At 57.0% G+C, this 22993-nt stretch carries 25 protein-coding genes; 12 read left to right on the forward strand and 13 right to left on the reverse strand.

Going from position 1 to position 22993, the window contains the following annotated elements; genetic code table 11:
• Positions 1–127: 127 nt before the first annotated feature.
• The 5 genes from ABLV11_RS16685 to sad all read right to left on the reverse strand — a co-directional run bounded on the left by ABLV11_RS16685 (position 128) and on the right by sad (position 5154).
• The gene (locus ABLV11_RS16685; RefSeq protein ID WP_016808765.1) at positions 128–655 is read right to left on the reverse strand and encodes a GNAT family N-acetyltransferase; all 528 of its coding nucleotides are present in this window, start codon (positions 653–655) and stop codon (positions 128–130) included.
• Between the two features lie 91 nt (positions 656–746).
• The gene (locus ABLV11_RS16690) at positions 747–2159 is read right to left on the reverse strand and encodes a GGDEF domain-containing protein (RefSeq protein WP_016808766.1); all 1413 of its coding nucleotides are present in this window, start codon (positions 2157–2159) and stop codon (positions 747–749) included.
• 107 nt (positions 2160–2266) lie between these two features.
• Positions 2267–2641 (reverse strand): DUF4186 domain-containing protein, encoded by a 375-nt coding sequence (locus ABLV11_RS16695; protein ID WP_004102313.1) that lies wholly within the window; start codon positions 2639–2641, stop codon positions 2267–2269.
• Positions 2641–3567, reverse strand: a complete 927-nt coding sequence (glsB, locus tag ABLV11_RS16700) for a glutaminase B (RefSeq protein WP_126489164.1) — start codon at positions 3565–3567, stop codon at positions 2641–2643. Before glsB ends, ABLV11_RS16695 begins: the two co-directional genes overlap by 1 nt.
• Positions 3568–3768: 201 nt before the next feature.
• A complete protein-coding gene (gene sad, locus ABLV11_RS16705) occupies positions 3769–5154 on the reverse strand; it encodes a succinate-semialdehyde dehydrogenase (protein ID WP_016808767.1) in 1386 nt (461 codons plus the stop codon).
• 105 nt (positions 5155–5259) lie between these two features.
• Here sad and ABLV11_RS16710 point away from each other — a divergent pair, with 105 nt between their 5' ends.
• Positions 5260–6138: a LysR family transcriptional regulator gene (locus ABLV11_RS16710; RefSeq protein WP_004102317.1), complete on the forward strand. Its 879-nt coding sequence runs from the start codon at positions 5260–5262 to the stop codon at positions 6136–6138.
• Here the strand turns inward: ABLV11_RS16710 and ABLV11_RS16715 are convergent.
• A complete protein-coding gene (locus tag ABLV11_RS16715) occupies positions 6092–6574 on the reverse strand; it encodes a GNAT family N-acetyltransferase (RefSeq protein WP_004113275.1) in 483 nt (160 codons plus the stop codon). The genes ABLV11_RS16710 and ABLV11_RS16715 overlap by 47 nt on opposite strands.
• 144 nt (positions 6575–6718) lie before the next feature.
• On the opposite strand from ABLV11_RS16715, the gene ABLV11_RS16720 reads away from it, so the two are divergent.
• Complete coding sequence (locus ABLV11_RS16720; protein ID WP_004102319.1) at positions 6719–7663, forward strand: L-lactate dehydrogenase; 945 nt, start codon at positions 6719–6721, stop codon at positions 7661–7663.
• Between the two features lie 13 nt (positions 7664–7676).
• On the opposite strand, the gene ABLV11_RS16725 is transcribed toward ABLV11_RS16720, so the two are convergent.
• The 3 genes from ABLV11_RS16725 to ABLV11_RS16735 are packed head-to-tail and all read right to left on the reverse strand — an operon-like array spanning position 7677 to position 10657.
• The gene (locus tag ABLV11_RS16725; RefSeq protein ID WP_004102327.1) at positions 7677–8438 is read right to left on the reverse strand and encodes a DeoR/GlpR family DNA-binding transcription regulator; all 762 of its coding nucleotides are present in this window, start codon (positions 8436–8438) and stop codon (positions 7677–7679) included.
• Position 8439: 1 nt separating this feature from the next.
• Positions 8440–9426 (reverse strand): D-threonate 4-phosphate dehydrogenase, encoded by a 987-nt coding sequence (locus ABLV11_RS16730; RefSeq protein WP_004102329.1) that lies wholly within the window; start codon positions 9424–9426, stop codon positions 8440–8442.
• Entirely contained in the window at positions 9419–10657 is a 1239-nt protein-coding gene (locus ABLV11_RS16735) for a four-carbon acid sugar kinase family protein (protein WP_004113281.1), read from the reverse strand. Before ABLV11_RS16735 ends, ABLV11_RS16730 begins: the two co-directional genes overlap by 8 nt.
• 176 nt (positions 10658–10833) lie before the next feature.
• On the opposite strand from ABLV11_RS16735, the gene ABLV11_RS16740 reads away from it, so the two are divergent.
• The 6 genes from ABLV11_RS16740 to ABLV11_RS16765 all read left to right on the forward strand — a co-directional run bounded on the left by ABLV11_RS16740 (position 10834) and on the right by ABLV11_RS16765 (position 16725).
• Entirely contained in the window at positions 10834–11979 is a 1146-nt protein-coding gene (locus tag ABLV11_RS16740; protein WP_064355703.1) for an iron-containing alcohol dehydrogenase, read from the forward strand.
• A gap of 18 nt (positions 11980–11997) precedes the next feature.
• Positions 11998–12882: a dihydrodipicolinate synthase family protein gene (locus ABLV11_RS16745; protein ID WP_016808770.1), complete on the forward strand. Its 885-nt coding sequence runs from the start codon at positions 11998–12000 to the stop codon at positions 12880–12882.
• 112 nt (positions 12883–12994) lie between these two features.
• Positions 12995–13756, forward strand: a complete 762-nt coding sequence (locus tag ABLV11_RS16750; protein WP_126489166.1) for a TerC family protein — start codon at positions 12995–12997, stop codon at positions 13754–13756.
• Between the two features lie 29 nt (positions 13757–13785).
• A complete protein-coding gene (locus ABLV11_RS16755) occupies positions 13786–14958 on the forward strand; it encodes an exo-alpha-sialidase (RefSeq protein WP_126489167.1) in 1173 nt (390 codons plus the stop codon).
• The gene (locus tag ABLV11_RS16760; protein ID WP_126489168.1) at positions 14955–15425 is read left to right on the forward strand and encodes a YhcH/YjgK/YiaL family protein; all 471 of its coding nucleotides are present in this window, start codon (positions 14955–14957) and stop codon (positions 15423–15425) included. The genes ABLV11_RS16755 and ABLV11_RS16760 overlap by 4 nt, the downstream gene beginning before the upstream one ends.
• A gap of 19 nt (positions 15426–15444) precedes the next feature.
• Positions 15445–16725, forward strand: a complete 1281-nt coding sequence (locus tag ABLV11_RS16765; protein WP_004113290.1) for an SLC13 family permease — start codon at positions 15445–15447, stop codon at positions 16723–16725.
• 134 nt (positions 16726–16859) lie between these two features.
• Here the strand turns inward: ABLV11_RS16765 and ABLV11_RS16770 are convergent, their stop codons facing one another.
• A complete protein-coding gene (locus ABLV11_RS16770) occupies positions 16860–17666 on the reverse strand; it encodes a PhzF family phenazine biosynthesis protein (protein ID WP_004113291.1) in 807 nt (268 codons plus the stop codon).
• Between the two features lie 9 nt (positions 17667–17675).
• The gene (locus ABLV11_RS16775) at positions 17676–18467 is read right to left on the reverse strand and encodes a PhzF family phenazine biosynthesis protein (RefSeq protein WP_004102346.1); all 792 of its coding nucleotides are present in this window, start codon (positions 18465–18467) and stop codon (positions 17676–17678) included.
• Between the two features lie 205 nt (positions 18468–18672).
• On the opposite strand from ABLV11_RS16775, the gene ABLV11_RS16780 reads away from it, so the two are divergent.
• The gene (locus ABLV11_RS16780) at positions 18673–19872 is read left to right on the forward strand and encodes a sugar transporter (protein WP_023321061.1); all 1200 of its coding nucleotides are present in this window, start codon (positions 18673–18675) and stop codon (positions 19870–19872) included.
• Positions 19873–19944: 72 nt separating this feature from the next.
• Here ABLV11_RS16780 and ABLV11_RS16785 read toward each other — a convergent pair whose 3' ends face one another.
• Entirely contained in the window at positions 19945–20613 is a 669-nt protein-coding gene (locus ABLV11_RS16785; RefSeq protein ID WP_004102348.1) for a MarC family NAAT transporter, read from the reverse strand.
• 260 nt (positions 20614–20873) lie between these two features.
• Here ABLV11_RS16785 and marR point away from each other — a divergent pair, with 260 nt between their 5' ends.
• Genes marR through marB form a run of 3 tightly spaced genes read left to right on the forward strand, consistent with a single transcriptional unit; the run spans position 20874 to position 21956 of the window.
• Positions 20874–21308, forward strand: a complete 435-nt coding sequence (gene marR / locus ABLV11_RS16790; protein ID WP_004102349.1) for a multiple antibiotic resistance transcriptional regulator MarR — start codon at positions 20874–20876, stop codon at positions 21306–21308.
• Positions 21309–21325: 17 nt separating this feature from the next.
• Entirely contained in the window at positions 21326–21706 is a 381-nt protein-coding gene (gene marA, locus ABLV11_RS16795) for an MDR efflux pump AcrAB transcriptional activator MarA (RefSeq protein ID WP_004102351.1), read from the forward strand.
• Positions 21707–21737: 31 nt separating this feature from the next.
• The gene (gene marB, locus ABLV11_RS16800) at positions 21738–21956 is read left to right on the forward strand and encodes a multiple antibiotic resistance protein MarB (RefSeq protein ID WP_004102353.1); all 219 of its coding nucleotides are present in this window, start codon (positions 21738–21740) and stop codon (positions 21954–21956) included.
• A 32-nt stretch (positions 21957–21988) separates the two neighbouring features.
• Here the strand turns inward: marB and eamA are convergent, their stop codons facing one another.
• The gene (eamA, locus tag ABLV11_RS16805; RefSeq protein WP_004102355.1) at positions 21989–22888 is read right to left on the reverse strand and encodes an O-acetylserine/cysteine exporter; all 900 of its coding nucleotides are present in this window, start codon (positions 22886–22888) and stop codon (positions 21989–21991) included.
• Between the last annotated feature and the right edge of the window lie 105 nt (positions 22889–22993).

The raw sequence follows: 22993 nt of genomic DNA on the forward strand, positions 1-22993 counted from the left end.
CGCTTAGTCGGGCAATAGTCGGAGCGAGGACGTGGCCGGGTAACGCGGCGAGGGAGACAAGCCCCGGCGGCTTATCAACTCAGCTGCCGGGGCGTGTGAATGAGGCAGGTTGCAGTATATGATGAGATTACAAAAGTTTATAGAACAGCGATGTCGCCGTCAGTTCGCCGTCCGGCATCAGCGCATAGCGAGGAATTTCCCCGGCCTTTTCCCAACCGCATTGCACGTAAAAATTCTCGGCTCCGCTGCCGGTCGCCGTATCCAGCACCAGAACGCTCTTGCCCTGCTCGCGCGCGATCGCTTCCAGCCTGGCCATCAGCGCATTCGCCAGACCCAGGCGACGCGCATTTTGGTGAACCAGAAGTTTAGCGACGTCGGCGCGGTGCGGTTGGTTTTCCGGCTGGTCGATAATGAGCTGCACCGTGCCAACGAGCCGCTGCTGCTCATCCGCCGCGGCGATGACGACCCGCTCCCCGGCTGCCACGCTCTGCGCCATTCGCAGCCAGAACGCCGTCGCGGTTTCAGGGGCGAAAGGCAGCATAAAGCTCACCGAGGCCCCGCCGTTGACGCAGCTGACGAGGATATCGGTTAATTCAGGAAGATGTTCGAGAATATCGTCACGCGACAGCGTGCGCAAAGAAAAGGATGTGGTCATCGGTAACTCCTTGAAATTGACCACATCACTATATTTTTTAACTTATATTTAACACAAGTGAATCTATCATCGTATTTTCTTATCGTAGGATTCAGGCCATCTTTTGCGTAAAAATACGATTGCGCCCGGCATTTTTCGCCTGAATCATATAATCGTCGGCAGCCATCAGCAGCTGGTTGAACAGATCCGTAATTCTGGCGGCGCCAAGCGGCTGGCTCTCGAGCCCCATGCTGATGGTCAGCTGGATTTTGCTCTGACCCCAGGTGAAGGTTTGCGCTTCAATACCCTGGCGAATTTTTTCTGCCAGCAGCTGCGCTTCCTGACCGGATGAGGTCAGCGCTGCGACGGCAAACTCTTCCCCGCCGATACGCGCGACCATGCCCTCTTCTCCCACCAGCTGCCGCACCTGCTGCGCAAACTGGGCCAGCATACAGTCGCCGCATTCATGTCCCCAGCGATCGTTGACCTGCTTGAAGCCGTCGATATCCAGCACCATCACCGTTAGCAGCGTATTTTCCGCGATCGGCTGGCGCTTCAGCGCTTCGCTTAACCCAGAGCGGGAATAGACCCGAGTCTGGAAGTCAAAGTCGGCACGCAGGGCCAGCTGTTTGACCAGATTGTTAATCGCCTCAACGCTGGAAGCGACGATAACGGGGCTTATCAGCATCGCAGCGATCCCCAGACGCGTCGAAAACAGCTGCCACGGCTGCATCCGGCTATCGGGCGAAAGGTGGATAAGCGAGTTCGCCACCAGCAGAATTTCGCTAATGCCGGTAATAAAGGTCAGCAGACAGGTCAGCGGCAGCGGGTAGCGAATAGCGCACCAGATCAGCGCCGGTAACGGGAAGGTGATGCTCCCGGCGCCGCCAACCGCTACGCCGAGCACAATCGACAGCACCAGCGCAATCGCCGGCAGCAGCTGGCGCAGGCGAAAACGCCCGAACGCCGAAGGGAGCGTGAGGGTCAAGATAAACGGCAGGATCAGCACGGCGGTTGAGAACTGTTCGCTAAACCAGTCCGCCAGCTGCGGGATAAACGTTGCGCGCTCGACATCTACCGACCCCAGCGCGCCCACGGCGGCGCAGAGCAGCGCCGCCAGCAGGCAGTAGCAAAACAGGCTAAGCGCGTTAATCGGTCCCGGCATCGAGTCCGTCCGGCGCTTGTCCCATAAAATGAGCTGCGCCAGAGTGACAATAAAAACGAGATTGGAGAAGTTGATCAGGAAGGAGGCGAAGCCCATCCCCCAGCGCGAGGTTAAACCGTCATATACCAGCATGGCGGCAAAACAGATGGCGTAAAAATAACTGCGATTTAGCCAGATATAACGCGCAAAAATCCCCGCCATTACCGCATTCAGCGGCCAGAAAAACGACAGTTCTTGTACCAGACGCAGCATCGCGCCAAAGAAATGCAGGAGTAGCGTTAAAGTGAACAACACCAGCGCATCACGCACGGGTTGTTCCTCACGAAACAGCGTGAATGACCGAATCGACAGTGGAGACATTCATGATTATCCGTCTAATTGTTTCAGGCAATTATTATGTTAATAATTAGTTAGCGGTTCATCATATCATGAGAATAATTATCAGGCATATACCGACGCCCGATGAATTACGCTCTGCCGCGGTCCGGCGAGTTCATCTGGATCACCAGCCAGTGGTGAATCACCTGCACCACGTAGCGCTGTTCTGCCTCGCTGAGGCCCCGCCCCCGAGGGATAGCGTGCCACTTTTCCAGGCAGCCGCGGCAGCAGGTCGCGGTGGCGTGCTGGGCGATGAATACCGGGTGTCCGCGCATCGGAGTCTGTTTGCCATCGTTAGGAATTTGCGCCGGAGCCAGGCGCCTGGCGATAAAATCAGCCGCGTGCTGGTCGATAACTTCCGCCCCCTTATCATAGCAATACTGCCGTTCCTTTACGCCGAGGCGAAAGCGGGAGCGAAAAGTGGAACGCTGCAGGCGGGCGAACAGATTTTCTATGGGCACCATCAGAATACCGACCTCCCCAGTTTTTGCGTCAGTTTTTCCAGTAAAGCAATTCCGGCCAACGAGTTCCCCGCCTCATCGAGCTCAGGGCTCCAGACCGCAATCGCCATCTCCTGCGGGACGATGGCCACAATCCCGCCGCCGACGCCGGATTTCGCCGGTAAACCGACGCGCCAGGCAAACTCACCGGCGTTCTGGTACATGCCGCTGGTCATCATCAGCGCGTTGACCTGCCGCGACTGAATCGGCGCGATAATCGGCGTCGCAAGATGCGGGGCGATACCCCGGTCGGCAAGGAACAGAAAGGTACGCGCCAGCTCTACGCAGCTCATCTCCAGCGAACAGTAGTGAAAATAGTTTTGCAGTACCGTGGCAACATCGTTGTGAAAGTTGCCGAAGGATTTCATTAACCAGGCAATGGCGGCATTACGCGCCGAATGATCGAACTCCGAGCGGGCGACCACCGGATCGTAGGCAATATCGCTCACCCCGCTCAGGCGCCGCACGATTTCCAGCATCCGCTGACGGGGCGCGCTAAGACGGCTTTGCAGCATATCGCAGACCACCAGCGCCCCGGCGTTAATAAACGGGTTACGCGGTTTGCCTTGCTCAATTTCCAGCTGCAACAGCGAATTAAAAGGCTGGCCGGAGGGATCTTTACCCACCCGCTCCCAGATCTCCTCTTCCTGATAGTGGTTCATCGCCACCACCAGACTGAGGACTTTGGAGATAGATTGAATCGAGAAACGCTCGTGGGCGTCACCGGCGCTGTAGTGCTGACCGTCCACCGTACAGATTGCCACGCCGAGCTTATCGCCGCTGACCCTGGCCAGGGCAGGAATATAGTCCGCCACTTTACCGCGGCCAATCAGCGGCCTGACTTCAGCCAGAATGGCATCGAGCATTGCGTTATTAATTACCGTCGCCACGCGCGGCTCCTTGCCAACATCAAAATTCGGGCGGTAATTATAGGCGCACCTGGCGCGAAGAAACAGCCTCTTTGTTGCTCCTGCATCGCCAGGGTGAAGGTTCGCTCGTCAGCGGGGCCGTCAGGGCGACCAAACCGGCAAATCGCACGAATCGGTAGCCCGGGTCAGGCGTTAGCCGCAACCCGGGGATTTTTCCGCAGTCTAGCGGCGATCTCTCCAGACGGTCTGTACGTTGCAGAATTCATGCAGACCAAAATGGGAGAGCTCGCGGCCAAATCCGCTTTTCTTCACGCCGCCGAACGCCACGCGGGCATCGCTGGCGCAGTAGCCGTTAATAAACACGCCGCCGCACTCCAGCTCATCGGCAAAGCGTTGGGCCTGTGCTTCGCTGGTGGTATATACCGTTGCAGAAAGGCCAAACTCGCTATCGTTCGCCAGCGCCAGCGCGTGGTCGGCATCGCGAGCTTCGGTAATTGTCGCCACCGGGCCAAACAGCTCCTGGCGGAAGCCGGTCATCTCAGCGGTGACGTTGCCCAGCACCGTCGGCGCATAGTAGTTGCCCGCGCCGGCGATTTTTTCCGCGCCCAGCAGCAGGGTCGCTCCTTCTTTTAAGGTCGCGCGAACCTGCTCATGCAGCTCATCGCGCAGATCGAAACGCGCCATCGGCCCGATGTAGTTTTGTTCATCGCGCGGATCGCCCATTTTGAGCGCGGCGACGGCGGCGACAAATTTCTGCGTAAAGGCCTCGGCAATGCCCGCCTCGACGATAAAACGCTTCGCCGCGGCGCAGACCTGCCCGGTGTTCTGGTAGCGGCCGATCACCGCCGCTTTCACCGCCTCGTCGAGGTCGGCATCGTTGAGCACGATAAACGGATCCGAACCGCCCAGCTCCAGGACGCATTTTTTCAACGCCGCGCCGGCCTGCGCGCCAATCGCCTTCCCGGCCCGCACGCTGCCGGTAACGGTCACCGCGGCGATACGCGAATCGTTGATCATCTGCGAAACGCTATCGTTGGTGGCATTCACCCAACCAAACACCCCGGCCGGAACGCCGGCTGCGGCAAAGATTTCACCGATCATCGCCGCGCTTCCCAGTACGTTTGGCGCATGCTTAAGCAGATAGCTGTTGCCCGCCAGCAGAATCGGTACCGCGCCGCGAAGCACCTGCCACACAGGGAAATTCCAGGGCATGATGGCGAGGATAGCGCCCATCGGCCGGTACTCAATGACCGCTTTATTATCTTCAACCAGCGTCGCTTCGGTTTTGAGCATCGCTGGTCCGTGCTCGGCATACCAGTCGCAGAGATTTGCCGATTTCGCGACCTCCCCGCGCGCCTGAGCGATCGGTTTTCCCATCTCCAGGCTAATCATTTGCGCCAGCGCTTCGCCGCGCGCGCGCATCGCGTTACCGACATGACGCAGCGCTGCCGCGCGTTCCGCAACGCTAACGTTGCGCCACTGACGATAAGCTTGTTCCGCAAGGGCAACGGCCGAATCAACTTCTTGTTCGCTCGCCCAGGGCAGAGACGATATGGTTTCACCTGTGGTCGGGTTCACGGAAACCGCATGAGTGGCAGATACATTCATCGTTAATCTCTCTGTGTTGATTGCGAAGTGACCTTATTCTGGCTTACCCTACCCTTCATTAAAAATGAATAATATTAAGCAACCTGTTCACAAAAGAAGAATGCCATGGACCTGACCCAGCTTGAAATGTTTAACGCCGTCGCCAGCACTGGCAGCATTACCCAGGCCGCGCAGAAGGTGCATCGCGTGCCGTCGAACCTGACCACGCGCATTCGCCAGCTGGAGGCGGATCTCGGCGTAGAGTTGTTTATTCGCGAAAACCAGCGTCTGCGCCTGTCGCCCGCCGGGCATAGCTTTTTACGCTATAGCCAGCAGATCCTCGCCCTGGTAGATGAGGCGAGAATGGTGGTCGCCGGAGATGAACCTCAGGGGCTGTTTTCCCTCGGCTCGCTGGAAAGTACCGCCGCCGTGCGCATTTCACCAACCCTGGCGCACTTTAATCAACGTTATCCCAAAATTCATCTGGCCCTCTCCACCGGCCCTTCCGGCACCATGATCGACGGCGTCCTGGAGGGAAACCTGAGCGCGGCGTTTGTTGACGGCCCGCTGGTACATCCGGGGCTTGAGGGGTTACCGGTATTTCCCGAAGAGATGATGATCGTCGCGCCCTTCGGCCACCCGCCCATTGCGCGCGCCAGTGAAGTGAATGGCGCCAGCGTCTATGCGTTTCGCGCCAACTGCTCCTACCGCCGCCATTTTGAAAGCTGGTTTCATGCCGATCGCGCCACGCCGGGACGCATCCATGAAATGGAGTCCTACCACGGGATGCTGGCCTGCGTCATTGCCGGCGCCGGTCTGGCGCTGATCCCACGCAGCATGCTGGAGAGCATGCCGGGCCATCAGCAGGTTTCCGCCTGGCCGCTGGCGGAAGAGTGGCGCTGGCTGACCACCTGGCTGGTCTGGCGGCGGGGGGCGAAAACCCGTCAGCTCGACGCGTTTATAGCGCTGCTGAACGAAGATCGGCAAGCAGCATCTTCTCCATAAAGATGCTTAACGGATCCGGCTGATACGGCGCAAAGGCGCTGCGGGTCTGGTAGCCATTGCGCGTATATAACGCAACGGCGGCGTGCTGATGGATGCCCGTTTCCAGGCGCACGGTATGGCATTCGCGATTTATCGCCTCTTCCTCCAGCGCGGCCAGCAGTCGTTCTCCCAGCTGCTGCCCGCGATGGGCCGGGTGAATAAACACCCTTTTCATCTCGCCAACCCCCTCTTCGCCGAGTACGATCGCCCCGCAGCCGACGGCGTGGCGCTGCGTATCGCGAATAAGAAGCGCAATAACCGACTCCGCCGGTAGCGCGCTCAGGTCGATCAAATGGTTGCTCTCAGCCGGGTAGAGCGTCTGCTGATACGCGTCCAGTTCGGCAATTAAGGCCATCAGATCCGGGTGGTTTTGCGGGGTTGGGGTGATTGTGTACATAGAGAAGCTCCTTTTTGACCATACTGTAGCGCGGAGCGTCTCGCAGGCGGCCATAGCATTAACTTATCGCTTCACACCTCGCTTGCGCTTCCCCCTAAAGTGGCAGTAATTTTGCGTCATGACGACATTTATCAGGAACAAACCATGAATACCAAAGCGCGCAAGGTCATGATTATCGGGGCAGGCAACGTCGGCGCCTCTGCAGCCTATGCCCTGTTGAATCAAAATATTTGCGAGGAGTTAATCCTCGTGGACCTGAATAAAGCCCGCGCCGAAGCGCACGCCCAGGACCTGAGCGATGCGGCGGCCTACATGCCGGGGATGATGACGATTTCCTCGCGGGAAGCCAGCGACTGCGCCGATGTTGATATTGCGGTGCTCACCGTTTCCGGCGGCGCGCTCAAACCGGGCCAGACTCGACTGGACGAACTGACCAACACGGCGACAATTGTAAAAAGCCTCATTCCGCAAATGATGAGCGGCGGTTTCAACGGTATTTTTTTGATTGCCACCAACCCCTGCGACATCATCACCTGGCAGGTATGGCGGCTTTCAGGTCTGCCGCGCAGCCAGGTGCTGGGTACCGGCGTCTGGCTGGATACCACGCGCCTGCGCAGAGTGCTGGCTCAGGAGCTGGATATCGGCGCGCAGAGCATCGACGCCTTTATTCTCGGCGAGCATGGCGACACCCAGTTTCCGGTCTGGTCGCACTCAGCGGTTTACGGCGCCGCCATCGGCGATGTGTACCAAAAGCATACTGGTCAAATTCTCGACCGGGAGCGGATTGCGGAAAAGGTGCGCAGGCTGGGATTTGAAATTTACGCCGGTAAAGGCTGCACCGAATACGGCGTCGCCGGGACTATCGCCGAAATCTGCCGCCATATTTTCACCGGCAGCCATCGTGCGCTGGCGGTATCGTGCATTCTGGATGGCGAGTACGGCATCACCGGCGCGGCGGCAGGCGTACCCGCGGTGCTTACCCAAAGCGGCGTACAGCAGATCATTGAGCTGCAGCTGGCCGATGATGAAGCAGAGAAGTTCCGCCGCTCTGTGGAAGTGATTAAAGCCAATATCGCCCGCCTACCGTAACCCGCTTTCCCGGCTAGTCGGCAATGATCAGCCGGGGATGGATATGCCCCAGCAGTTCACGCGTCTCTTCCGGCAGATGATTATCGGTGATGATATCGGTGAGCGAGTCGAGATGGGTGATGTTAAACAGCGACCAGGCGCCGTATTTTGAGCTGTCCGCCAGCAGAATGCGCCGCCGGGCGTTCGCGATTAAATCCCGCTTCAGCGCCGCTTTCTCTTCCGTTGGCGAGGTTACGCCCTTCTCCAGATCCCAGCCGTTGCAGCTGACGAACGCCAGATCGGGCCAGATATTTTGCAGCAGACGGCGTCCGTGATCGCCGATGCAGGACTGGCTGCTGTCGTCGATGCGTCCGCCGATGATGGTAACTTCAATTTGCTTAAATTCCGAGAGAAACAGGGCGATATGCAGATCGCTGGTGATCACCCGCAGCGGCAAGTGGGTTATCTGCCGGGCAAGTTCGATCATAGTGGTTCCGGCATCGAGGACGATGGCGTCCCCGGCCTTGACTAACGCCGCCGCCGCGCTGGCGATGGCGTATTTTTCCTGCAGACTGCGCTGGGACTTCTCCTGGGTGGTGGGCTGTGAAGGAATAAACCGGTTGAGCGTGACGCCGCCGTGGGTACGGCTGATGACCCCTTCCTGATCGAGCTTAATCAGGTCGCGGCGAATCGTCGCCGGCGAGGCGTGAGTCGCCGCCACCAGCTGGTCCACTGTCACCAGATTATGGCTCTTCAGAAAATCCATAATCTGCTCTAACCGGTTATATCCCTTCATGTTATTCCTGTGCGATTTGCATGGCGAGCTCAATAGAGGTTGCCATGCTGTCAGACTTAGCTTTACCTGTCCAGGCAATATCAAACGCCGTGCCGTGGTCTGCGGAAGTGCGGATAAACGGCAGGCCGGCGGTAATATTTACCCCATCATAAAATCCAAGTAATTTTAGCGGAATATGCCCCTGATCGTGATACATCGCGACCACCATATCAAACAGACCTTCGTGACACTGCATAAATACCGTGTCCGGCGGGCATGGCCCGGTCACGTTGAGCCCTCTGGCCTTCATCGCTTCAACGGCCGGACCCACGATACGAATCTCTTCATCGCCAAACAGACCGTTTTCCCCGGCGTGAGGGTTCACTCCGGCAACGGCAATGCGCGGATTAGTGAAACCCACCCGGCGCAGGAAGCTATCGGCGATGCCGATCACCGTTTCAACTCGCGGCTGGTTCAGATTATCAAGGAATTTTCGCAGCGCCACGTGGGTAGAGATATGGATCACTTTGAGCTTATCGGTATATAACACCATCGCAAAATCTTTGGTTTGCGTCAGATGGGCGAGCATTTCGGTATGTCCCGGGAAGTTGTGCCCGGCCAGATGCAGCGCTTCTTTATTGAGCGGCGCGGTAGCGATCGCAAACACCTCACCCGCCATCGCCAGCGCGGTCGCTCGCTTGATGCAGCGGTAAGCTAAATCCCCCGCCTGCGCCTGCACTTCCCCCGCGCGTAGTCCTTGCGGATCGGCCAGCGGTTCGTCGATAACGTTAATCGTGCCCGCGCTGAACTGCGCCTGTTCCGGACGATCAATGATACGCAGCTCGGCGGGCGGGGTTATCCCCATCGCCAGGATCCGCCGCAGCGTCTGCGCGCAGCCCACCACCACGACCGGCGCGCCGTTGAGTTTCCCCTCAACCAGCGATTTGATAATAATTTCCGGGCCAATGCCTGCCGGGTCTCCCATCGTTACCGCAATGATGTTAGTCACTCATTTTCTCCTCAATAAAATTCACAACCTCCAGCAGGGTGGTTTCCGTTCCGAATCCGCCTGCCTTGGTCATTACCGGCCGCTGCCAGCTACTACCCAGAAAATTGCCGAACGGCACGCATTGCGCCACCCGGCCTGTAATATGAAATCCGCTGGCGCCCAGCGCCTGCGCCACGGCGATCGCCACGTCGCCGCCGGATAAATAGAGCGCTCCCGGCTGGCTCTGCGCGATGGCCAGCGCGCTGACCCGCGCCAGGTATGCGCAGATGCGTTCGCCAAGGGCGGTGCGATCGACCCCATGCCGACGACACAAGGCTTCAACCGCCTTTCGCGCCTCGCTATCGGGTCGGGTGGTGATAACGCAATGATTATTTTCGCTCAATACCGCCACGATACGCCGGGCATCAAGGGCGGCATCGCCGTCAAAGGCCATAGCCACATCAATGTCGACCCGCCGGACGCGCGGATGCTCATTAAGGCGGGCAACCTGCTGTTGCGCGATTTCGCTCATTGAACCGACCACCGCCAGCAGCGGGCCGTGCGGCATAGTCGCCAGCCGACGCGCCAGGGCGTCGCATAGCCCCGCAGACCCCACCAGCAGCACCCGCTGCTCGCACAGAGCGACCGTGGCGATAATGGCGTCCAGCTGCTGGTTTTCTTCGGCATCGACGATCAGCACCCGCGGCGTCTCAACCGTTTGTTCCAGCTCTGCCGCCAGCCCGGGGACCGTTGTCCCGCGGCACAGCAAATCGCTTTGTTGAGCGACCACGGCGGCGATATCCGCGCTGCTGACCGGCGTTTTCGGGTCGGTCGCGAACTCGGTTTCATTCACCGGCGAGCCGTGCACATAGCACACCCCCCGGCGCGTCACCCGGCCAGCCGCCGGAAAAGCCGGCGCCAGAACTGCTACGGCGCAGTTTAGCGCGCGCATCGTTGCTTCCAGCTCGGCGCCGAGATTGCCGCGCAGCGTGGAGTCGATTTTTTTCACCGTCCAGCGCGGCTGAAAACGCGGCAACACCGCCTGTAAAAGATGCGTGATGCGCCGTGCCGCCTCTGCGGCGGGCTGCGCGCGGCTGTCGCTATTGAGGATCAGCGCCTGCGCCTCTCCCTGGTAGCTGGCGCTAAACGCCACTTCCGCCCGCATCCCCGTCTCCGCCAGGCTGACTCCCGCGTCATTTGCGCCGGTAAAGTCATCCGCCAGAACCAGCACCTTGTTATCGCCGCTGCCCATCATGTTCCCTTTTCAAGCTGTTCGAAATTGGTAATGATTATATTCAATCACAATTGATTAAATGTGAGCAAGCTCAAGTTATTAAATCTCGCTATAAATTATAACTTCATCCCACAATGTGAGTGACCCGAACAATAGATGATTAAGTTTAATCATCCATAAGACAGGAGAAAGAAGTGGCAACCATTAACAGCACCCTGATTAGCGGCGCGGGCGCGTTTACCGCCCTGCTACCGCTGCTGACCGGCAAACAGCGCATTTTGCTGGTCACCGATGCCAACGTTGGCAAACTCGATGCCGCACGGCAGATCCGTACGCTTCTGGAAGACGAAGGGCGTCAGGTTCAGATCGTTGATTCCGTACCCGCAGAGCCAAGCCAACATGATATGACGCAAATTCTGCGCCTCGTCAGCGCAAACCAGCCGGAGCTAATTGTCGGGATTGGCGGCGGTAGCGTTCTGGATGTGGCCAAGCTGCTCTCGGTTCTGCAGCATCCCGACTCGCCGGGGCTTGAGGCGCTGCTGGCCGGCGAAAAGCCGCAGCAAAAGGTGACCTCGTTATTAATTCCCGCCACTGCCGGCACCGGTTCCGAAGCCACGCCGAACGCGATCCTGGCAATCCCGGAACAGAATACGAAGGTGGGGATTATCTCCCCGGTTCTGCTGCCGGATTATGTTGCCCTGCTGCCGGAATTAACCACCAGCATGCCCGCGCATATCGCCTCCTCTACCGGCATTGACGCGCTGTGTCATCTTATTGAGTGCTTTACTTCGACCGTTGCCAATCCGGTTAGCGATAACGCGGCGCTGATTGGCCTGCGCAAGCTGGTGCGCAACATCGAGCTATCGGTGAGCGAGCCGCACAATCTGGCGGCGAAGCTGGAGATGCTGTGGGCCTCTTATTATGGCGGTGTGGCTATTAACCATGCGGGCACTCATCTGGTTCATGCCCTTTCCTATCCGTTAGGCGGCAAATATCACCTGCCGCACGGCGTGGCTAACGCCATTTTGCTGGCGCCTTGTATGAAGGTGGTGCGCCCACACGCGGTGGCGAAATTTGCCCAGGTCTGGGATCTGCTCCCTGAAGCCGACCTGACGCTTAGCGAAGAAGAGAAATCCCATGCGCTGGTCGCCTGGCTCGCCGCGCTGGTGAAACGCCTGCAGCTGCCCGATAACCTTGCCGCGCTGGGCGTACCGCCAGAAAGCATCAGCGAACTGAGCGAAGCGGCGCTGAACGTCAAGCGTTTACTGAATAATGCGCCATGCAGCGTTAACCAGGATCAGGTTGAGGCGGTTTACCGCACCCTGTTCCCCGCACAATAACACCAGGGAAGAGATGAAATGAGCAATTCAATTACCGGCGTTCTGACCGCCATCGTCACGCCTTTTACCGCAGAGGGAGCCGTGAATATCCCGGCGCTAAGGCAGCAGGTGCAGCGCCAGCTCGCCGCGGGCAACGGTATTTTTTGCGGCGGTACCAACGGCGAATTCTTTGTGCTGAATGAAGCGGAAAAAATCGCCGTCGCTAAAGCCTGCGTGGATGAAGTTGCCGGTCGGGCGCCGGTGGTGGCGCATATTGGCGAAGTGTCGACTCGCGAAACGATCCGCCTGGGTCAACAGATCGAACAACTGGGCGTTGACGCGGTCTCCGTGATTACCCCCTGGTTTGTGCCGCTAAAACAGGATGAGCTGATCGCCCACTATACCGCCATTGCTGACGCCCTGAGCGTACCGGTATTTCTCTACAACATCCCGGCGCGCACCGGCAACACCATTGAACCGCAAACCGCGCGCGCGCTGGCGCAGCATCCAAACATTATCGGCGTCAAAGACAGCGCCGGCAGCTACGAAAGCCTGAAGGGTTTCCTCGATGCGGTCCGGGATATCGCCGATTTTGACGTGCTGAACGGCCCTGATTCGCTGATACACCAGGGTTTTGTTGATGGCTGCTCCGCCTGTATTTCCGGGCTGGCAAACGTCGCGCCAAAAGAGATCAACGCCATCTGGGCAAATTTTAAAGCGGGCAATGTTGAGGGCTCCCGCCAGGCTCAGGAGAGCGTCACCGGTCTGCGCACCGATCTTTATAAAGTGGCGTTCTCGCCGGCGGCGGTAAAAAAAGCGCTGCAGCTGATGGGCCACGATGTTGGCGACAGTCGCTACGCGGTGAGCTTCACCTCGGCGCAGTGCGAGGAAATTAATCACATTATTGCCAAATATATTTCCTGACGATAGCGGAAATAGTTAATTAAATTTCCGGCACTGATGTAAGCAAAAAATCAGTGCCGGCAATATTTAATATTTTATATATAACGTCTTACGTAGCGTAAGGGATGTTTCAATGTTTATATGGATGCTTGACCCTGAAATATGGTTGACGCTGGTAACGCTCACCTTTCTGGAGATTATTCTCGGGGTCGATAATATTATCTTTCTCTCGCTGGTAGTGGCCAAACTGCCACCGCATCAACAAAATGTTGCGCGTAAGTTGGGATTAAGCGGCGCAATGGTTATGCGCGTGCTATTGCTGGTATCTATTGCCTGGCTGGCGCATATAACGGTGCCGCTGTTTACTATTGCGCATTTTGTCGTATCGGTGCGCACTATCATTTTATTTGTCGGTGGTTGTTTCCTTATTTACAAGTCACTGCAGGAGATACGCGGTGAACTGCAGCTGGAAGAAGAGTCGCACGGCGGCGGCCAGCGTCAGCTTTCGCTGGCGGGCGCGGTTGTCCAGATTATGCTGCTGGATATTGTCTTTAGCCTGGATTCAGTTATTACCGCAGTCGGTTTGTCGCAACATATTTTCATTATGATTACGGCAGTCATTATTGCTGTTGGCATTATGATGTTCGCGGCAAAGACCATTGGCGATTTTGTCAATAACACGCCAACGATGAAAATGCTCGCTTTAACCTTTTTGTTGCTGGTGGGGATATTATTGGTCACGGATAGTCTGGAGATACACATTGCAAAAGGTTATCTCTATTTTGCCATTTTCTTTTCGCTGGCGGTGGAAACGCTCAATATTATTCGTAATAAAAAAATCATTAAGGCTTCGCAGCCCGCAGAAGCTTACGACTCATTACAGCTAAACAAATAGAACCCTACTGAAAATAACGGAGTATGAATATGTCTGTAACCGCAATTCGTGACGGAATCATTAATCAGCATGAACAGGACGCGCGGGTCGAAACCGCGATGTTACCGTCATCCTGCCCGCAAAACCATGCGGCAAACCTGCTGCCGCTGCCGGACGGCTCCCTGATGTGCGTCTGGTTCGGCGGTACCCAGGAAGGCGTTGCCGACATTTCCGTTTGGGGATCGCGTCTGCTGCCCGGGAGCCGCCAGTGGAGCGATGCGGTCAAATTGTCTGATGACGCCAGCCGTTCCGAGCAAAACCCGGTGCTGTTTCTGGCGCCGGATAACGTGCTATGGCTGCTGTGGACCGCGCAGATTTCCGGCAACCAGGATACCGCCATCGTGCGCTATCGCCAGTCAACGGATCTGGGTCAAACCTGGGGCGAGATTGCCACCCTGCTCGATAAGCCCGGCACCTTTATTCGCCAGCCGATCACCGTCCTCGACAACGGCAACTGGCTGCTGCCGGTCTTCTACTGCCGCACTCAACCGGGTGAAAAATGGGTTGGCAACGACGATATCAGCGCCGTCAAAATCTCCTCCGATTGCGGCAAAACCTGGCGCGACGTCGAAGTACCGCAAAGCCTGGGCTGCGTACATATGAACATCACCGCGCTGCCGGGCGGCACGCTGGTTGCGCTGTTCCGCAGCCGTTGGGCCGACAATATCTACTACAGTCAGTCCGTCGATAACGGCGAAAGCTGGTCAGTGCCGGAACCGACTGAACTGCCCAATAACAACTCATCTATTCAGGTGACTACCCTCGCCAACGGCGAACTGGCGCTGGTCTTTAACCACATGAGCGCCGCCGGCGCGCGGGAACGCCGGGCATCGCTTTACGACGAAATCGACGATGGCGATAACAGCCGTAAAGAGCCGGAAGTGACCAGCGGGCGTTCGGCCTTCTGGGGAGCGCCGCGCGCGCCGATGACCGTAGCCATCTCCGCCGACGGCGGTAAAACCTGGCCATGGCAGCGCAACCTCGATGAAGGCGACGGCTACTGCATGACCAATAACTCGCTGGATAAGCGCAATCGCGAGTTCTCCTACCCGAGTATCAAACAAGGGGCGGACGGCACGCTGCACATTGCCTACACCTGGTTCCGCCAGGCGATTAAATACGTGCACGTTTCGCCCGAGTGGGTGAAGGAGTCCGCACGATGATCGTCGGCAACCTTAACGCCCTGCCGCTGGCAGGGCTTCCCCCGGCGCTGCGGCAGATCCTCTCCCTTCCGCAAGCCACGCTAGCGGCGCTGAGCGGCAGGCCGGACGGCCGCTGGCAGCCGGAAAACTGTCGCTGGTATTGCAATATCGGCGAAGCGCATACCCAGCCGACCGCCCAGCGGCACACCGAATATCACCATCAGTGGGCCGATATTCAGGTGATGCTGGCGGGCTGCGAGGTGATTAACGCCGGAATGCTCTGCGTCGCGCAGGATAGCGATGAAGAGCGCAAACCGGATCTGTTTATCGCCCGCGATTGCCCGTTGCCGGTATCCATCACCCTGTATCCCGGTGATTTTGCGATATTTCTGCCCGGCGAACCCCATCAGGCGCTGTGCGCGGTAGACGTGCCGTCAACGGTACGCAAAGCCGTATTTAAAGTGCCGAGCGACATGCTGGAAGGGTAAATAAGAAGGAGAAATAACAATGACAATGGAAATGATTCTGGCGCTGGGCATTCTGGTGCTAATGATAGTTCTTATTATGTCAGACAAAATGGCGTTTGGCGCACCGCCGCTGCTCGCCTGTCTGCTATTGGTTGTGACAGGGCTCTCCAACGTTCAGCAGGCCTTTGCCGGGTTTGTTAACTCAAGCGTCATTATGATCGCCGGCTTTATGGTGGTGATGGCGGCGCTGCAGAAAACGCGGCTGATAGGTAACGTAAAATCGGCGATGGTTAATCTGGTAAATAAAGGCAGCTATAAAAGCTACGCGCTGCTACTGGTGATTGTCATGATTGGCGCCAGCCTGGCGGGTACCGGTTCAACCGGCTACTACGTGCTGATTCTGTCACTGGTTTCGACCATCCCCTACAGCAAGAAGCTGCCGACCTCAAAGCTGATGATGCCGCTGGGATTCGCTACCAATCATCCTCTGTTCCCGGTTAACGTCGCGCTGCTGTTTGGCGTCACCGCCACGGTACTGCAAACCGCCGGTTTCAACGAGGAGATTTCAATGGTGAAATTTGCTCTGGTCAATCTGGTGATGTCGCTGGCCTTTTTGGCCTGGTGCCTGGTTGCGTATCGTTTTTTACCCGATCACCCGATCGCCGATGCCTCCGAGGAAGCGATGGCGGTACGCGAAGAGGAAGCCGTGGTGCTGCCCGCGTGGAAAGAGTATTGCACCGTTGGCGCCTTTGCGTTCAGCGTCGTGGGTATGATGCTGATGAACCAGTTAGGCAACATCGCCTATGTCGTACCGGGTCTCGCCGCTGCCTTCGTGATGATGATTAACGTCGTCGACTTCAAAGAGGTTCGCGATCATATGGGCGCGCCGGTTATCCTGATGATGGCCGGGGTGATCGGCGTCGCCGATGCGCTGGCAGGCACGGGTTTCACGGCAATGGTCGGCGATGCGGTGGCAGGCGTGCTCGGCGCAAACGTATCGCCCTTCGTGTTTATTTTTATCTTTGCGCTACTGACCAGCACCTGCTCAACCTTTACCGGGTCGAACATGGGCTCGGTGTATATCTTCGCGCCGATCGCGATCGCCGCCTGTACCAGCCTCGGCCTCAACCCTACCGCAGCCGCGATTGCGGTGGTCATTTCTGGCTGGAACGGTGGCTATATGCCGATTGACGGTATGCCGGCAATGATTCTGGGAATGGGGAAATATAAATTACCGGAATTCTGGATATTCTCGGTGCCGATGTACTTAATACGGATTCTGGCACTGTGCGTCGGCGCGATTGTGATATTCCCGATGTAGTTTTCTCTTCAATCTGTTCTGGTCTGACCCGATAGTGGCTCTGGTTTTTCGCCGAGTACGCAGGAGACGTTTGCCCAACAGGCGGGGATGGATAAGGGATCGGCAGGTTTATTGCCGATCCCTTTTTATTTTGCTTACTCGCCTGACGTTATTTCACGTAGCGTGATTACGCCATTTAAATAGGTTACCGCCTGGCCGCTCATTAATACCCGCTCGCCCTTTAGCTCGCAGCGAATATCACCGCCGCGCGCGGAAACCTGCCGCGCCAGCATCTGGGTTTTGCCCAGCTTCGCACGCCAGTAGGGGATCAACATGGTATGCGCAGAACCGGTTACCGGATCTTCCCACACCGCTTCTCCCGGGGAGAAAAAGCGGCTGACGAAGTCATATTCGCCGCTGCCTGCGGCGGTAACGGTAACTTTATGCTCACCCGGGATCATCGCGGTAATATTCGGCCGCAGGGCTTCTAGCAGGTCGCGAGAGGCCAGCTCGATAAGCCATGCGCGTCCCTTACGCGCGTGCAGATAGCTATCAATACCCAGCGCGGAGAGCATCGCGGCGGGCGGCTCACCCTCCTGCGTTTCTCCCGCCGGGAAATCCAGCGTCAGCCACTCGCCTTCACGGCTCACGGTCAGGCGACCGGAAGCGGTCGCGAAGTGAATGACCGCGTCAGGATAATCCAGGTGATGAAATATCACGTGCGCGCTGGCAAGCGTAGCGTGGCCGCAGAGATTGACCTCGTTGCGAGTGGTAAACCAGCGAAGCGCAAAACCATCGCTTTCTGGCACCACGAACGCGGTTTCCGACTGGTTGTGCTGCTGCGCCATGTTGAGCAGCAGCGCATCCGGCAGCCACTCTTTAAGCAGGCATACCGCCGCCGGATTGCCGGCAAAAGGCTGGTCGCTGAAAGCCGCCACCAGATAAAAAGGGATTTCCGTCACCCGGCCTCCTTAACGCAGCGTAATCGTGCCGATTAAATAGGTAGTCGCCTGACCGCCGATCAGAACCCGCTCGCCCCGCCACTGGCAGCGCAGATCGCCGCCGCGGGCCGAAACCTGCCGCGCCTGCATCTCCGTTTTGCCGAGCTTTTCGCCCCAGTAGGGAATCAGCATGCTGTGGGTCGAGCCGGTCACCGGATCTTCCGCCACCGCCTCGCCCGGGCAGAAGAAACGGCTGACAAAGTCATACTCTTCATCCGCCGCGCTGATACAGATCATTTTACCGAGGCGCTGGAGTCTCTGCATATCCGGGCGCACGGCTTCCACCTGCTGGCGGTTGGCCAGAATCACCAGATAATCGCGCGCCACGCGTATCTCCTGCGCTTCGCGCAGTCCGAGCCCGGCCAGCAGTTCCGCAGGCGGCTGCTCAACGGCGGTCGTCGCCCAGGCCGGGAAATCCAGGGTCAGCCAGTCGCCGCTGCGCGTGACGCGAAGCTCGCCAACAAAACGGGTGCTAAAGACAATCGTTGATGACGGGTGATCGAAATATTCAAAAATCACGTGCGATGCCGCCAGCGTCGCATGGCCGCAAAGGTTGATCTCATCCAGCGTGGTAAACCAGCGCAGCTCGTATCCTTCATCGGTGCGGACGAAAAACGCCGTCTCCGACTGATTATGCTGTTGCGCCATTTTCAGCAAAGTTTCGTCCGGCAGCCATTCGGTGAGCGGGCAAACCGCCGCTGCGTTGCCGCCAAAGCTATGGTCGCTGAACGCATCGACCAGATAAAAATTAATTTCCTGCATCGTTCGGTCCCTTCATCTTCTTTACTTATCGATAACATGACATAAACGGGATAATTGCACACCTTTTATAAGAAAATTAATCCGTTAGGTTCAGGTATTTCCTTCAAACAAAAATGAGACTCAGATCACAAAATGGTTGTGTTTTAGGCAGCGATCGTTTTAAGATCGTGCCACTTCTTTCCTCTTTGTAACCAGCCCTGAACTTATGATGACAAATACGGTTTCACGCAAGGTCGCGTGGCTGCGCGTAGTCACGCTTGCGATTGCGGCATTTATTTTTAATACCACCGAATTTGCGCCCGTTGGCCTGCTGTCGGACATTGCTGACAGCTTCGGCATGGAAACGGCGCAGGTGGGGATTATGCTGACGATCTACGCCTGGGTCGTCGCGCTGATGTCGCTGCCCTTTATGCTGTTGACCAGCAAGATGGAGCGCCGTCGTCTGCTGGTTGGCCTGTTTATTCTGTTTATCGCCAGCCACGTGCTGTCGTTCCTGGCATGGAACTTTAACGTGCTGGTGATCAGCCGTATCGGTATCGCTTTTGCCCACGCGGTATTCTGGTCGATTACTTCAGCGCTGGCGATTCGTATGGCGCCAGCCGGTAAACGGGCGCAGGCGCTGAGCCTGATTGCTACCGGTACCGCGTTGGCGATGGTTTTCGGTATCCCGATCGGCCGTATCGTCGGGCAGTACTTTGGCTGGCGCACCACCTTCCTGGTTATTGGCCTGGGAGCGCTGATCACCATGGTATGCCTGATCAAGCTGCTGCCCAGGCTGCCGAGCGAGCATTCAGGTTCGCTGAAAAGCCTACCGGTACTGTTCCGCCGCCCTGCGCTGCTGAGTATTTATTTACTGACGGTGATTGTGGTGACCGCGCACTATACCGCCTATAGCTATATTGAACCGTTCGTTCAGACGGTCGCCGGCCTGAGCGGCAACTTCGCGACCGTGCTGCTGCTGACGCTGGGCGGCGCGGGTATCGTCGGCAGCATTCTGTTTGGTAAGCTCGGCAACCTGCATGCTTCCGGATTAATCAATGCGGCGATTGGCCTGTTGCTGGCGTGTCTGCTACTGCTGCTGCCCGCCTCGCACAACGCTAACCACCTGATGCTGCTGAGCGTCTTCTGGGGCGTGGCGATCATGATTATCGGGCTTGGTATGCAGGTTAAAGTGCTGGCGCTGGCGCCGGATGCAACCGACGTGGCGATGTCGCTGTTTTCGGGGATCTTTAATATCGGCATCGGCGCTGGCGCGCTGGTGGGCAGTCAGGTCAGTACCCATCTGTCGATGGCGTCGATTGGCTATGTCGGCGCGATCCCGGCCGTCGTCGCGTTAATGTGGGCGGTGATGATTTTCCGCCGCTGGCCGATCTCGCTGGACGACCATCAGCCGCATCACTCCTGATCGTTCGACTAAAAAAAGCCTGCCGGTTGCAAAACGGCAGGCTTTTATATTTTTCCTGTCGATGCAAAGTCGTCAGGCGTGATAGGTCGAAATAATCTCCAGCACGCCGTTGATGATGAATTGCACGCCCATACAGACCAGCAGGAAGCCCATCAGGCGGGAAATCGCCTCGATACCGCCCTTCCCGACCAGACGCATAATCGCTCCGGAGCTGCGCAGGCAACCCCACAGAATAATGCCAACCAGCGCAAAAGTAATCGGCGGCGCCGCCAGCACGACCCACTCCGGGAAGTTTGCTCCGTGCTTCACCGTCGACGCCGAGCTGATAATCATCGCGATCGTCCCCGGCCCTGCGGTGCTCGGCATCGCCAGGGGAACGAAGGCAATATTGGCCGTCGGTTCATCTTCGAGCTCTTCCGATTTGAGCTTAGCTTCCATCGAATCATGGGCCTTTTGCTGCGGAAACAGCATCCGGAAGCCGATAAAGGCGACAATCAGCCCCCCGGCGATACGCAGTCCGGGAATCGATATGCCAAAGGTGTTCATCACCACCTGCCCGGCGTACCACGCGACCATCAGGATGGCGAACACGTAGACCGAGGCCATCAGCGACTGCCGGTTACGCTCGGCGTTATTCATGTTTCCGGCCAGGCCAAGGAACAGCGCCACGGTAGTCAGCGGGTTTGCCAGCGGTAGGATCACAACCAGTCCCAGGCCTATCGCTTTAAAAAGATCCATCATAGAGAGTTAAAGTCCTGTAAATATTGGATTATCAAAAAATGACGCGCGCCGAGTATAGCGTTGGTTGTCAGAGTAGCGCGAGTTCCCGGCAGAATGTATCCATCATGCAATAAATCATAAGACAACCGCGCCAAATAGAGTGACCTGCATCACAACTATCCGTTTTAGCAAATCGTGGCATCGGCTTATTCATCAGGTTGACTTATATTTGCCTAGGCAATAATATCTCCCGCAACTAAGTCATTGCCTGGGCAACCATCGTGAAAAGTACAAGCGACCTGTTTAACGAAATGATCCCTCTCGGACGCTTGATCCAGATGGTTAACCAGAAAAAAGATCGCCTGCTCAACGACTACCTCTCACCGATGGATATTACGTCCACCCAGTTTCGGGTGCTCTGTTCCATTCGTTGCGAAGTGTGTATTACCCCCGTTGAGCTGAAAACCGTCCTTTCCGTCGATCCGGGCGCCATGACGCGCATGCTTGACCGCCTGGTCTGTAAAGGCTGGATTGAACGGTTACCCAACCCGACTGACAAGCGTGGCGTACTGGTGCAGCTAACGCCAGACGGCGCAGCCCTTTGTGAGCAGTGTCATCAGGTTGTGGGTCAGAAATTGCACCAGGAACTAACAAAAAATCTGTCGACGGATGAAGTGGCCACTCTTGAGTGCCTGCTCAAAAAAGTTCTGTCGTAATAAGAAGAGGTAAGATGATGTCCAGACGCAATAACGACGCCATCACTATCCATAGTATTTTGTCGTGGATCGAGGATAACCTGGAATCGCCCCTGTCGCTGGAGAAGGTTTCAGAGCGCTCAGGTTACTCCAAGTGGCACCTGCAAAGAATGTTCAAGAAAGAGACCGGTCACTCGCTGGGACAATATATCCGCAGCCGTAAACTGACCGAGATTGCGCAGAAGCTGAAGCAGAGCAACGAGCCTATCTTATACCTGGCCGAGCGCTATGGCTTTGAGTCGCAGCAAACGCTGACGCGGACTTTCAAAAACTATTTCGATGTTCCGCCGCACCAGTATCGTATTACTAACGTGCCGGGCGAGTCGCGCTACCTGCTCCCGTTGAACAACTGTTGTTAACCGCCTGCAAAAAAGACGTATTGAGGAAATCATGAAACTATTCGCTTCCGCCGCCATCGTGCTATTGGCGCTGGTCTCCAGCCAGAGTTATGCGGAGCAGACCACCACTCCGGTTCGCCACAACAACCGGGATGCGATGATTATTCCTTCCGAGCATAATGATTCGCCTTTTGATTTCAATCACATGGCTTCGGGCAGTGATAAATCAGATGAACTGGGCGTACCCTATTACAACCAGCAAGGCCTGTAAAATCCCTTTAGCCCCGTCACCGGGGCTTTTTTTTATCCTCTCGCCATTCCCGGACGCACGATCCGCAGGCCGAAAACGTTGATATACAGCCCGGCCATAATGAGCACGGCCCCCAGCAGTTGCAGGCTATTCAGCGTTTCGCCGAGCAGCAAGGCGGCGCTTGCCATTCCCACCACCGGCACCAGCAGCGACAGCGGCGCTACGCGCCAGGTCTCATAGCGGCCGAGCAGCGAACCCCAGATCCCATAGCCGACAATCGTCGCAACAAACGCCAGATACAGTAGCGACAGAATCGTTACCCCATCGATATGCAGCAGGCTTGCCGCCATGATCTGCGGACCATCGAGAAGCCAGGAGGCCAGCATAAAAGGCAGCACCGGGATCAGCGCGCTCCACACGACTAAAGACATAATCGGCGGCCGGCTCGCATGGGACATGATTTTTTTATTGAAGATGTTGCCGCAGGCCCAGCTCAGCGCCGCCGCCAGGGTCAGCATAAAGCCCACCAGCGGAACATGCTGTCCGCCGAGGCTGGCCTCGACCAGCACCAGGACGCCGAAAATCGCCAGTGCGATACCTGCCAGCTGTTTCGCCTGCAAACGCTCGCCGAAGATAAACGCGCCAAGAATAATGGTAAAAAAGGCCTGCGCCTGCAGCACCAGCGAGGCCAGGCCGGCAGGCATACCGAGGCTAATCGCGCAGAACAGAAACGCAAACTGGCCAAAGCTAATAGTCAGACCGTAGCCCAGCAGCAGAGTGAGCGGAATTTTTGGCCGCGCGACGAAGAGCAGCGCCGGGAAAGCCACCAGCAAAAAACGCAGCCCGGCAAGCATCAGCGGCGGCATATTATGCAGCCCCAGCTTAATCACCACGAAATTCAGCCCCCATACCACCACCACCAGTAATGCCAGCAGCCCGTCTTTTCGCGTCATACCCTGCCTCGGTTGTTATTGGATTTTTTGTGAACAAAATCAAACTACAGAATAATTCGTCCGCCGCCTAGATCATTATTTTCGGTAGGTCGCTGGCGTGCTTTT

Source organism: Klebsiella sp. GW_Kp181 (assembly GCF_040062315.1).
GTDB lineage: Bacteria > Pseudomonadota > Gammaproteobacteria > Enterobacterales > Enterobacteriaceae > Klebsiella > Klebsiella oxytoca.